The organism is Fuchsiella alkaliacetigena, assembly GCF_023227765.1.
In the GTDB taxonomy this organism is placed as follows: domain Bacteria; phylum Bacillota; class Halanaerobiia; order Halobacteroidales; family Acetohalobiaceae; genus Fuchsiella; species Fuchsiella alkaliacetigena.
This window is the reverse complement of record NZ_JALKBZ010000011.1, coordinates 41,395-54,214: the sequence shown is the minus strand read 5'-3', so window position 1 is coordinate 54,214 and position 12,820 is coordinate 41,395. Positions and strand designations below refer to the sequence as shown.

Sequence of the window (12,820 nt, the reverse complement as noted above, 5' to 3'; positions counted from 1 at the left end):
TCTAGTCCTTTAAAGCATTAAAGTAAATTAAACTACCTAGCACAGTCTTCCACTTCATCCTTAAGCAACTCTACTGCATGAGGTAAGGCCGGTAAAATAACCTCTAGACATTCTGACACAGCTTTAGGACTACCGGGTAGATTAACAATCAAAGTCTCTTCAACAACTCCGGCTACTGCTCGAGATAACATAGCTCGATTAGTAACCTTTAAACTCTCCATCCGCATCGCTTCAGCTAAACCGGGCACTTCCTTATCTATTACTTCCAAAGTAGCATCAGGAGTTACATCTCTAGGCCCTAAACCAGTACCACCAGTAGTCAAAATTAAGTCTACTCCTTGGCTGACCATTGCTAAAATTTCGGACTTAATTATTAGCTTCACATCAGGCACCACCTGATAAGCTGCTATTTCACCATCTATCTGCGCTACTAATTCTTTAATCACTTCGCCGCTCTTGTCTTCACGTTCCCCTTTAGCTCCTCTATCGCTGGCAGTAATAACTCCTACCTTAATCATCGCTACCTATCACCTCAATAGCATCGCCAGGCTTTATTTGTCCACCTTCGATCACCTTAGCAAACACTCCCTCCCGTGGCATTACACAGTCTCCAGCTTGATAGTAGATAGCACAACGGTCGTGACATTCCTTGCCGATCTGGGTTAGCTCTAAAACTACCTCCGGGCCCACTTTAAAACGAGCTCCTATCTCTAATTCTAAAAGATCTATCCCCTCAGTAGTTAAGTTTTCAGCAAAATCACCAGCCGAAACATCCAAACCCTGCTCCTTCATCTTCTGGATACTCTCTTTAGCTAATAAACTAACCTGTCGATGCCAATCGTCAGCATGAGCATCACCTACTATCCCGTGGTCTTCTTGTAAAGTAACCTGCTCTACATTCTCTTTTTGCTCCCCTTTATTTTCACTAACCGATACCGCAAATACCTTAGCCATTTTCAACACCTCTTTCTTTGGAATCACGTATAAAGTCACCGCTCTGTCCGCCACTCTTTTTAACCAATCTAATCTCCCCTAATTCCATAGCTTTATCTACGGATTTACACATATCATAAATAGTCAAAGCTGCCGTGGAAACAGCCGTTAAAGCCTCCATCTCTACTCCCGTCTGCGAGCTAATTCCTACTTCAGCTTCAATATGAATATAGTTTTGCTCTTGATTAATCTTAAAATCTAAATCTACACTAGTAATATTCAAAGGATGACACATAGGAACAATTTCACTAGTTCGTTTAGCATTCATTATCCCAGCTATTTGGGCTACTCCTAATACATCACCCTTTTTAATCCGTTGTTCCTGAATTCTGGCAATAGTTTCAGCACTGGTATAAACCTTAGCTTCAGCTACAGCTCGGCGGTGAGTAACCGGTTTTTCTCCCACATCAACCATTTTGGCCCGTCCTTTTTCATTAAAATGAGTAAACTCCTGCTGATCTTTTTTAGACATTAATTAACCTCCTATCTGTGACATCTGCCTTTGATTGAGCTCTAAATTAGTCTTAGCTTCTTGGCTTAACCCTTGCTCCGGTTTAGCCAGAATAGCCATCTCTAAAGCTTCCTTTAATTCAGCATCATTAGCTCCCGTTCGCAAAACTTCTTTTAAATTATGCTCACTATCGGCATGCAAGCAAGGCTTTACAAAGCCATCAGCCGTTAATCTAACTCGATTACAGTTACTACAAAAATGATCAGAAATAAAGCTAATAAAACCTAATTTGCCTTTAGCTCCTGCTAAGCGATAGTATTTAGCCGGGCCATTACCTTGGGGCTTATTAACCGGATTTAAAGCTGCTAACTTTCTTAAGCGCTCTTTTATTTCAAAAATAGATATATATCTATCCTGGGCCCAATCATAGCTTTCCCCTAAAGGCATTAACTCTATAAAACGCACACTAAGTTGATTATCATAAGTCAACTTAGCAAAATCCTCAATCTCCTCGTCATTAATCCCTTTAATCAAAACTACATTCAACTTTAGAGGCTCTAAACCTGCTAAGCGAGCTTCCTTAATTCCCAACAATACCTGAGATAAGGGCAGCTTAGCTCGACTAATTTCAGCAAACTTTTCTGCCTGCAAGGTATCTAAACTAATATTAACTCGATCCAAACCAGCCGCCTTTAAATCAGCAGCATACTTAGGTAATAAAGTACCATTAGTAGTTAAAGATAGATCTTTAATTCCTAAAGCCTTAATCCTTTCAATAAAATCTAGCACTCCTTTACGCACTAAAGGCTCTCCCCCGGTTAAACGTACTTTATCAATCCCCAGTTCAGTAGCTGCCTTAATTATTCTATACAACTCTTCGTAGCGTAAAATTTCTTGACAGTCCTTAGTCTGTACTCCATCTTCAGGCATACAATAAAAACAGCGAAGATTACAACGATCAGTAATCGAAACCCTTAAATAATCTATCTGCCGCCCCACTTCATCCTTCATTAATTAACACCTACTTTCTAAGTTCTGCAAATAAACTCCCATCTAGCTAAGTCCCAACTCCAACTCTATTAGCTAAGATAGCTTTTAAATCTTGACTAATTAAAAGCTCCTTTAACTTAGTTAATCTTTCTTCTTCCTGAGCAGGTATCACTAACTTATAGTCCACTTCTGCTAAAGGAATAAAGTCCAAAGCTAAAAGTTGAGCTGCTTCAGCAGTTACTAGACCTACCTGAACTAAGCCTTCTTTAATTAAATTAACCACTTCCAGTTCATTTCTAGCCTGACGAGCATAACCTTCTATTGAAGAACTATCAATCTGCAACTCCTGTAGTCTATTATCCAATAAACGACGACTACTGCTGCTTTCAGCTTGATTAATAAATGAAATATCACTTCTAAGCAGGTCTTCTAATGAAGTAATCCCCTGCGGATTATCAGCTTCCACTACTAAACCCAAACTTGAAGTTACTAACTCAACCACTGTTGCCTCTGCATAATACTCCTCAACTGCGCAAGAGGCTCCTTCTACTTGAGCTAATAAGGCTAGATTAGCAGCTTGAGAGCCTAAGTATTCTAAAGCAGCCTCCGGGCCCGCACTATGCAAATAAACATCTAAAGCAAGCCTATTAGCCTGATTCTCTAAACACTGTCCCACTACTCCCTGCTCACCAGCAACAATTAGATTCTGTTGATACTTACTCTCCTTAATCAGTTCTACTTCTACCTCTTCGCCAGCCTCTAATCCTTGGCTTAAAGCTGGAATTCTGGCAAAGCCATCCGCTTTAGCAACCGAATTAATCACCCCTGCTCCCCGTTTTAAAGAAAGAGCTCTCAACTCCCCAGCAATTTCAGCCAGCTTAACTCGTACAAACTCCTCTTGTCCTAATTTAGAAAGTAAGTTCTGCACTAATTTAGCCTTAACTGTAGAGCTTTGATTTTCATTAGCAGCTAATCCAGATAAAGCAGTAACTAAAGGCTGTGCAAAAAGCCTGCTACCTAAATAGGCAGAAACGGGATAACCGGGAACTCCAATTACCAGCTTCTCTTTAATTAAACCGACCATCAACGGTTTAGCAGGTTTAATAGCCACTCCGTGAAACAGCAGCTCTCCTAAGTCCTCTATCACCTGCGCTGTATAGTCCTCAGCTCCAGCCGAAGAACCAGCAATAATCAAAACTAAATCATGCTGAGAGCACAACTGCTCCACCTGTTGTTTAATCAACTGATAGTCATCAACTACCTTTTCTGCCTTGATAGGACGACCGCCCCACTGTTTAACCTGACTCTTAAGCACTCGTGAATTATATTCCACAATTTTACCCGGAGCTAACTTCTCCTCCGGCTCTATTAACTCAGTCCCAGTAGGCAAGATTGCTACCTCCGGCTGCTTAATGACCTCCACTTCAGTAACTCCAGCGGCCAAAAGACTGCCGATTTCAGCCGGGCCCAATTCCTGTCGAGCAGTTAAAACTAACTCCCTCGCTAAAATATCTTCACCAATCGGCCTAATATGCTGACCTGGAGTAGCAGCTTCAGTAATCTCTAAAGTCTCTTCATCGAGCTCATTTACATCCTCAATCATAATTACCCCATTACAGCCTTCAGGAATCGGCTCTCCGGTATCTACATAAAAAACCTCTTCATTTACCTTCAGTCTGTTAGGACTTCTAGAGCTAGCTCCAAAGGTCACTTCAACATCAACGGCTACTCCATCCATAGCCGAAGCATAGTAATGAGGGGTAGACTGTTGAGCATAAATCGCTTCTGCATTAACTCTACCCAAAGCTTCCTCAACAGCTACTGTTTCTGTAGCTAATTGATCATAATTACTCTCTAACTGCTGTAATACTATCTGTCGAGCTTCATTCAAAGGTACTTTATCTAAGTAAACCTTTCTCTTTCCCATACTTTCACCTCGTCAAATCATAATAATGAACCATCTTTATTAAGCTATATCGCTCTAATGTTTCAGAGGACAGATGATAGATGATAGAGGCGACGCAGAGCTAGTGCCAATGGTGATAAATTAAGATCAAAAGATAAAGTTCAAGACCTATTTGACACAGTGCCCCGTAGCGACGCCATTATTTTGGCTAGTCATTACTCTGGGAAGTGCCCTTGGGGTGACTAAGTTCTGACTAAAATCTGACTAGACCTTAAAAATCTTTAAAATCCATTGAAAACACTAATGAACATAAATTAACACTAATAAAAACATTTAAATAATTTTTTGAAATTATGTTTTAATGTTTAGTCAGAACTTAGTCAGATTTTAGTCTGCGTCAAACTGGTTTTGACTTTGAACTTTATCTATCCTCTATCATTTATCCTTTATCAACTGAACTTTATACCAATATTGCTTTAAAATCTACTCTGAAAACAAAAATAGATTAAAACAACTCAACTCTCACTACTTCCCCAGCCGCCAGTCCCTCTTTACTCCAAGGCACTTTAACTAGTCCATCGGCAGCCACCATAGTCATCATTAAGCTAGACTCTCCCTGTACCGGCTTAGCTACCCAACCTGTAGCTTCCTTCTTTAATTTAACCCTAATATAGTCCTCTCGGCCGGGATCTGAACTCAAGTTCTGGCTAAATTCAGCCTCTATATGTCTCTTTTCCTGCTCTCCCCCCATTACTGCTTCGATATAAGGAGCTACAAACTTTTTAAAGACTACCATAGCCGAAACTGGATGTCCTGGCAAACCATAAGCAGGCACTCCTTCTACTAAGTTGAAAATGGTAGGCTTGCCCGGCTTAATGGCGATCCCATGAATTAAAACTTCACTATCACCTAGTTCATTTAAAACAGTATAAGTGACATCCTTAACTCCAACTGAACTACCACCCGAAACTACAATAAAGTCTACCTGATCAACTAAATTAATTACAGCCTCTTTTAAGCTTTCCTCATTATCTTCGATAATCCCTCCGGGAACGGCAATAGCTCCTAACTCCTCTACTAAAGAGCATAGAGAGTAGGTATTGATATCTCTAGTCTGACCTAAGTGTCGCTCCTCATTTAAAGAGATAAGTTCATTACCAGTAGAAATAACTCCTACCTTGGGGCGACGATAAACACTGACTTCAGCAATTCCTAAACCAGCTAACATTCCTATATCCTGGGCCCGCAAACGATGCTCTGATGCCAATACCACCTGTCCAGTCTCAATATCACTACCTTGAGCTACTATATTCTCTCCGGGAGAAATCGAATTATAAATAGTCAACTTATCTCCTTTAAGCGCCGTCTCTTCAATCATAATTACTCCCTCAGCACCAGCAGGCAGCATTCCTCCGGTGGGAATCTTCACAGCCTGTCCGCTCTCCACTGTCACTTTCGGCTCAGCTCCCATTTCCACTTCGCCTACTAATTCTAATGTCTTGGGTTTTTCTTCACTGGCTCCAAAGCTATCTTCAGCCCGCAAAGCATACCCATCCATCACCGACTTAGTAAACGCCGGCAAATCTTCACTAGCTAAAATATCTTCAGCAGTTACTCTCCCTAAGGCTTCTGTAACCTTTATTCCTTCTGTCTTTTGTAAAGATTTAATATTAGACTTGATTATCTCCCTAGCCTTTAGCGGAGTAATCAGTTCAAAAAAAGCCATATCAATAACTCCTTCTTCTTTAATTATTAAAAACAGCCAAGTTGACAGTTCTTCAGCTTAACATCTAGCTGATTAGCAAGCTTACCTACTACTTTATTTTCAACCTCTAAATCCTCAGCAATCTGCTGAGCTACCTCACACTCTAAGGCTCCATCTTCCAGCTGCTTTTTAATTTCTGCTTTAATCTTTTCCTTTAACTCCTTCTCCACTTTAATTCCCCCTTTTTTCGATATTAACTTAAAAACAAAATTTATACCAATAATTAAAATAGCCCCCTGAAAAGGGGGGCCAGAAAACATTAAGTGCTTCTGGAAAGAAGCACTTAAAAACTATATCAGGCAATTCCTTTCCACATTGGGAGACCATAATGTTTCCATCATAATCCTATCGGCTAACAATCCCTGGGCCTAAACCTGTAGAACTGCCAGCTCGGAATTATTGAATTTTAATGATATTATGTATCTTTCATTATATAAAACATTAATAATATTGTCAAATTTACTAATACTACCAAATGGTTATTCATTATATAGCTCAAAACGTTCAACTAAATTAGCCAAATCAGCTACTAAAGCATCTAGTTCATCAGCTAAAGCCGAACTTTCTTGAGCTCCTGCTGACTGTTCTTCACTAATAGCCGAAACCTCCTCTGCCGAAGCTGAAACTTCTTCCGTAAAGCTAGCTATCTCTTCAGTAAAGTCCACCAGCTCATCTAAAGTTATTTCTAGACTATTCACCTTATCATCAATGCTCTTAAACATCTGACTAGCTTGATTAATAACTTCCAATCCTTCTTTAGCCTGACTTTGACCGGACTCCATAGTCTCAACTGTCTCCGCTGACTGCTTACGCATCTCCTTAACCAAGCCCACAATATCGCTAGCTGCTTCATTAGACTCTTCAGCTAACTCTCTAATCTCTTCAGCTACCACTGCAAAGCCCTGTCCGTGTTCCCCGGCTCTAGCCGCTTCAATACTAGCATTTAAAGCTAGCAAATTAGTCTGCTCAGCTATATCAGTAATTACACTTACAAACTCTCCAATTTTTTGAGTAAATTCATTCATCTGAGCTACTGTATCAGCAGACTGGTTAATATGCTGATTCAATTTTTCCATTTTAGTTACTGTCTGATCTAAAGTCTTCCTTCCTTCATCAGCCGATTGAGAAATCTCTGTAATTGAAGTCTGCTCACCATTTTCTACTTTCCCCCCCACAACTTGAATACTATTATTCAAGTCCTGTACTAAACTTACCTGTCGCTCAGAGCTATCAGCTACTTCTTGAATAGCCATTGCTGCCTGCTCTGCCATCTGTCCAGTTTCAGCCGAACTTTTAGCTAAATCTTTACTAATTTTATCCGTTTTTTCAGTAGTATTATTGATTCCAACTAACATTTCATTCATACTTTTCATCATCTCATTAACAGAGTTTTTCAGCTGACCAATCTCATCGCTGCGCTTTATTTCTAAGGTTTCAACATCCAGCTCTCCCTTACTTAACTTATCAGTTAAATCGATTAGCTTCTCCAAAGGCCCTATAATCAATTTAGTAGTTAAAAATAGAATCACCGCTGTAACTACAAATAGATTAATAACTGTAGCAATCCAGGCTGAAAAATCCCCCTGATAAACATAAGTATTAATTAAATCGTTCAGCCAATTAGCAATTACCGGGCTTAATAACTGTGAAAACACCACCGCTACTATAAACTTAAATTTCAAACCAAAATTTATACCTTTTAATTTTGCCTTCAACTATAACTCCTCCTTTAAAAATTCTTATCCTATTTGTTCTTATCCTATTTATATACTTATTAGTGCTCTGATTAAAAGTTCCTCCCTTAAAAAAAGATTATAATAAATTTAAAAAGAAATCATAACAAATCTATCAAAGAAAAAGAAGATACCACTTTAAAAGTGATATCTTCCCAGTTCAAAAAATATTATTCTTTAGCAAGTCAAGTTTCTTTAAAGCATGAATGCATAGCGAAGTATAAATAAAACACCTAAAATATAAATCAACGGATGAACCTTATCCCCTTTGCCAGCTACTAATTTCACTAGAGGATAAGCAATTAAACCAGCTGCAATCCCTTCGGCAATACTGAAAGCAAAAGGCATCATGGCAATAGTCATAAAGGCTGGAAAAGCTTCAGTAAAGTCCTCAAAGTCTATATCGGTAATTGCTCCCATCATCAAAACACCTACAACTACTAAAGCTGGAGCCGTAGCTGCTTCAGGAACTAAAAGCACTAAAGGAGATATCAACAAGGAAGCCAGAAATAAAATAGCAACTACTACTGCTGTTAAACCAGTTCTCCCGCCTTCTACTATTCCAGCCGTACTCTCCACATAAGTAGTTACCGTACTAGTACCCAGGATAGAACCAAAGGTAGTTCCTAAAGAGTCAGCCATTAAGGCCTGACCCGCCTTAGGTAAGTTGCCATCTTCATCTAACATTCCGGCTCGAGCTCCTGTCCCAATTAAAGTACCAATAGTGTCGAATAAATCCACAAAGGTAAAAGCAATAATAATATTCAACATGCCAAAGTTAAATAATTCAGGTATGCCCTCAGTAAAAGCACCAAAGGTCTGTAAATCAACGGTTAAGCTAAAGGGAGAAAATCCTTCCTGAATTTCAACTACTCCCATCGGAATCCCAATAATAGTGGTAATTATAATTCCGATTAAAATAGAGCCCTTAACCTTTTTAGCCATTAAAATGCCCATAATAAGTAATCCAATTAAAGCTAATAATACATTCGGATCTCCTAAGTTTTCATTTAAAGCAATTAGAGTTCCCTCATCAGCTACGATAATTTCTGCATTCTTCAAGCCGATCAGAGCTATAAAAAGACCAATTCCAGCACTAACTGCCATCTTCAAAGAAGTAGGTATCGCATTGACTATCATAGTCCTTAAGCCAGTCACAGTAATCAAAATAAAGATCAGTCCGGAAACAAAGACTGCTGCTAAAGCCGCCTGCCAACTTAAACCCATTCCGATCACAACTGTATAAGCAAAAAAAGCATTTAAGCCCATCCCCGGAGCCAGTCCAAAGGGATAGTTAGCAGAAAAAGCCATTATTAGCGTAGCAAAGGCAGCAGAAATAACTGTAGCCGCCATTACTGCTTCAAAAGGCATTCCTGCATCCTGCAAAATCATCGGATTAACAATAATAATATAGGCCATAGTCATAAAGGTAGTTAAGCCAGCAATTACTTCAGTTTTTACTGTAGTTCCGTGTTCTTCTAACTTGAATGTTCTCTCCAATATTCCTTTGTCCATGTCAAATTTCCTCCTTGATTTATTATTTTAAATATGTGTAAATGATAACATATTTATTGTAGCTTATCAAGAAAACAAATTAACTTATTCCCATTCAATAGTAGCTGGTGGTTTGGAAGTAATATCATAAACTACTCTATTTACTTCCTTGACTTCATTGGTAATTCTAGTAGAAATCTTCTCTAATATCTCTAAAGGAATTTTAGCCCAGTCGGCTGTCATGGCATCTTTGCTTTTTACGGCTCTTAAAGCAATTGTATAACTATAAGTTCGTTCATCGCCCATTACTCCTACACTGCGCATTGGCGGTAGTACCGCAAAAAACTGCCAGATTTCTCGACCTAAACCGGCTTCTTTGATCTCTTCTCTAAAGATAGCATCGGCTGCCTGTAGAACCTTAACTTTCTCCGGAGTAACCTCTCCTAAGACTCTAATCCCTAGACCCGGGCCCGGAAAAGGCTGTCGCCAAACTACTTCTTCCGGCAAACCTAACTCAGCTCCTACTTCCCTTACCTCATCCTTAAATATCTCCCGCAAGGGCTCAATTAAGCCTAGCTCCATCTCCTCCGGCAAACCCCCTACATTATGATGGCTCTTAATAGTAACTGCATCATCGCTAGCTCCGCTCTCAATTACATCAGAATAAATAGTTCCTTGCACTAAATACTCCACATCACCTAACTTACTGGCCTCTTCTTCAAAAACCTCAATAAACTCATTACCAATTATCTTCCGCTTCTCTTCCGGATCACTAACCCCGGCCAACTTAGCAAAAAATCTCTCCTGAGCCTCTATATGAATCAAGTTCATCTCAAACTGCTCAGCAAAGGTTTCCTGCACCTCTGCTCCTTCATTCTTTCTCAATAAACCATGGTCTACAAAAATACAAACTAATTGATCACCGATAGCCTCCTGTACTAAAGTAGCAGCTACCGAAGAGTCTACTCCTCCCGACAGTCCACAAACTACCTTCTTATTGCCTACTTTCTCTCGAATTTCAGCTATCTGTTCTTCAATAAAGCTAGCTGCCGTCCAACCACCTTCACAAGCACATATTTCAAATAAGAAATTATCAAGAAGCTGCTTGCCAAAAGAAGTATGTCCTACTTCAGGATGAAACTGAACTCCATAAAGGTCGAGTTCAGGATTACCAATAGCTGCTGCCGGCGAATTTTCAGTATGTCCCAAAATTTCAAATCCTTCAGGGATTTCTACTACTTTATCGCCGTGGCTCATCCAACACTGTAACTCTTCTCCTAACTTCGCTAACAGTTTTTCCTCTGAATCTATAATCAACTCAGCTTTACCATATTCCCGTTGCTGAGCTGGCTTCACCTCTCCCCCAGGCAATAAATGACTCATCAACTGCATCCCATAACAGATCCCTAAAATAGGAATCCCTAACTCAAATAGCTCCGGCTCTAGCTGAGGAGCCTCCTCACCATAAACACTAGCTGGCCCTCCAGAAAGAATAATCCCCTGCGGCTGCTTTTCTTTTATCTCCTCAATTGAAATGCTATAAGGTACTAATTCTGAATAGACATTTGCTTCCCGCACTCTACGCGCAATTAATTTACTGTATTGAGCTCCAAAATCTAATACTAAAATTAACTCTTCTTTTTTTGTAATCATCCTTTTACCTCCTAAAATTCAACTTTTACAAAAGCATTATATCATAGAGTTATTGAATTTAAAATACCTTCGGTATATTAAATTAATAAAGAGGTCTTTGGGGATATCCCCAAAGACCTCTTTAAAACAATAATCTATGTTAAATTAACTTACATCATTCCTGGCATTCCACCGGGCATTCCGCCACCGCCGGGCATTCCGCCACCAGGAGCGCCGCCATCATCTTCATCTGCATCTTCAACCACTAAAGCTTCCGTAGTTAGTAACATCGCCGCAGCACTAGCAGCATTCTGAATAGCAGAACGAGTTACCTTGGCCGGATCTACAATCCCTGCTTCGATCATATCCACAAACTCACCATTAGCAGCATCAAAACCAATACCTGCTTCCTTCTCTTTAGCTCTCTCCACAATCACTGAACCTTCATATCCAGCATTTTGAGAAATCCACCTTAAAGGAACTTGTAGAGCTTCACGGATAATATCTGCTCCTGTCGCTTCATCACCTTCTAAGTCTAGATCTTCTAATCCAGGTAGAATATCGATTAGAATTCTACCACCACCAGCTACAATACCTTCTTCTACTGCAGCTCGAGTAGCAGATAAAGCATCTTCAATTCTTTCTTTCTTTTCTTTCAGCTCAGTCTCTGTAGCAGCACCAACCTTAATTACTGCCACTCCACCAGCTAGCTTAGCTAGTCTTTCTTCTAACTTATCTCTATCAAAATCAGAGCTTGTATTTTCAATCTGGCGACGAATCTGGGCTACTCGCTGTTCAATATTTTTCTGATCGCCGGCTCCATCAACAATAGTAGTATCGTCCTTAGTAATAGTAATATTCTTTGCTTGACCTAACATATCCAAAGTAGTACTCTCTAACTGTAGTCCCTTCTCTTCACTAATTACTTGACCACCAGTTAAGATTGCTAGATCTTCCAACATAGCTTTACGACGATCTCCAAATCCAGGTGCCTTCACTGCTACACACTCAAAAGTACCTCTGATCTTATTTACAACTAGAGTAGCTAGCGCTTCTCCTTCTACATCTTCAGCTATAATTAATAGCTTTTTACCTTGCTGAGCTACCTTTTCTAGCAGCGGCAGGATATCTTGAATATTAGTAATCTTTTGGTCAGTTAATAGAATATAAGGATCGTCTAATTCAGACTTCATATCCTCAGTATCAGTTACCATATAAGGAGATAAATAACCTCTATCAAACTGCATTCCTTCTACAGTCTCTAAGCTCATATCCATTTCTCGAGAGTCTTCAACAGAAATAACTCCATCTTGACCTACCTTTTCCATAGCATCAGCAATATACTGACCTATCTCTTCATCATCAGCAGAGATAGAAGCAACCTGAGCAATAGACTCCTTATCCTGAATAGGCTTACTGATACCGCGCACCTCTTCTACTGCCTTAGCTACTGCTTTCTCAATCCCTCGCTTTAAACCCATTGGATTAGCACCAGCAGCAACATTCTTCATTCCTTCTTTAATGATAGCTTCAGCTAATACCGTAGCAGTAGTAGTTCCATCACCGGCTACATCGTTAGTCTTAGTAGCTACTTCCTTTACCGTCTGAGCACCTAAGTCTTCAAATGGATCCTTTAAGTCGATCTCCTTAGCAATACTAACTCCATCATTAGTAATCTGGGGAGAACCGAATCCTTGCTCTAAAACAACATTACGACCTTTAGGGCCCAAAGTAACTTTAACAGCTTTAGCTAGAGCATTAACTCCATCTTCCAAAGCTCTTCTTGCCTCTTCATCAAACTTTAATTTCTTTGCCATTATATACAGACCTCCTTGATATTTTATTCATCAAATTAA

11 protein-coding genes and 1 riboswitch are annotated in these 12,820 nt (G+C 39.7%); all 11 genes read right to left on the bottom strand.

Annotated features, from left to right (window positions below; genetic code table 11):
- Window positions 1-32: 32 nt before the first annotated feature.
- A complete protein-coding gene (locus MWH30_RS04960; protein ID WP_248662951.1) occupies window positions 33-518 on the bottom strand; it encodes a MogA/MoaB family molybdenum cofactor biosynthesis protein in 486 nt (161 codons plus the stop codon).
- Window positions 511-954, bottom strand: coding sequence for an MOSC domain-containing protein (locus MWH30_RS04955; RefSeq protein ID WP_248662950.1), 444 nt, complete (start codon window positions 952-954; stop codon window positions 511-513). The genes MWH30_RS04960 and MWH30_RS04955 overlap by 8 nt, the downstream gene beginning before the upstream one ends.
- The gene (gene moaC, locus MWH30_RS04950; RefSeq protein ID WP_248662949.1) at window positions 947-1,465 is read right to left on the bottom strand and encodes a cyclic pyranopterin monophosphate synthase MoaC; all 519 of its coding nucleotides are present in this window, start codon (window positions 1,463-1,465) and stop codon (window positions 947-949) included. Before moaC ends, MWH30_RS04955 begins: the two co-directional genes overlap by 8 nt.
- A 3-nt stretch (window positions 1,466-1,468) precedes the next feature.
- Window positions 1,469-2,455: a GTP 3',8-cyclase MoaA gene (moaA, locus tag MWH30_RS04945; protein ID WP_248662948.1), complete on the bottom strand. Its 987-nt coding sequence runs from the start codon at window positions 2,453-2,455 to the stop codon at window positions 1,469-1,471.
- A 46-nt stretch (window positions 2,456-2,501) separates the two neighbouring features.
- On the bottom strand, window positions 2,502-4,361 hold the full coding sequence (locus tag MWH30_RS04940; protein WP_248662947.1) for a molybdopterin biosynthesis protein: 1,860 nt from the start codon (window positions 4,359-4,361) through the stop codon (window positions 2,502-2,504).
- Between the two features lie 484 nt (window positions 4,362-4,845).
- The gene (locus tag MWH30_RS04935) at window positions 4,846-6,066 is read right to left on the bottom strand and encodes a molybdopterin molybdotransferase MoeA (protein WP_248662946.1); all 1,221 of its coding nucleotides are present in this window, start codon (window positions 6,064-6,066) and stop codon (window positions 4,846-4,848) included.
- Window positions 6,067-6,092: 26 nt separating this feature from the next.
- Window positions 6,093-6,275: a hypothetical protein gene (locus MWH30_RS04930; RefSeq protein ID WP_248662945.1), complete on the bottom strand. Its 183-nt coding sequence runs from the start codon at window positions 6,273-6,275 to the stop codon at window positions 6,093-6,095.
- A gap of 117 nt (window positions 6,276-6,392) precedes the next feature.
- Window positions 6,393-6,513, bottom strand: a riboswitch (molybdenum cofactor riboswitch).
- A gap of 71 nt (window positions 6,514-6,584) precedes the next feature.
- Window positions 6,585-7,820: a methyl-accepting chemotaxis protein gene (locus tag MWH30_RS04925; protein WP_248662944.1), complete on the bottom strand. Its 1,236-nt coding sequence runs from the start codon at window positions 7,818-7,820 to the stop codon at window positions 6,585-6,587.
- Between the two features lie 213 nt (window positions 7,821-8,033).
- A complete protein-coding gene (locus MWH30_RS04920) occupies window positions 8,034-9,353 on the bottom strand; it encodes an NCS2 family permease (protein ID WP_248662943.1) in 1,320 nt (439 codons plus the stop codon).
- Window positions 9,354-9,437: 84 nt separating this feature from the next.
- Window positions 9,438-10,985 (bottom strand): glutamine-hydrolyzing GMP synthase, encoded by a 1,548-nt coding sequence (gene guaA / locus MWH30_RS04915; RefSeq protein ID WP_248662942.1) that lies wholly within the window; start codon window positions 10,983-10,985, stop codon window positions 9,438-9,440.
- Between the two features lie 149 nt (window positions 10,986-11,134).
- Window positions 11,135-12,781 carry a chaperonin GroEL gene (gene groL, locus MWH30_RS04910; protein WP_282706196.1) on the bottom strand — a complete coding sequence of 549 codons (1,647 nt, stop codon included), beginning with the start codon at window positions 12,779-12,781 and terminating at the stop codon, window positions 11,135-11,137.
- Between the last annotated feature and the right edge of the window lie 39 nt (window positions 12,782-12,820).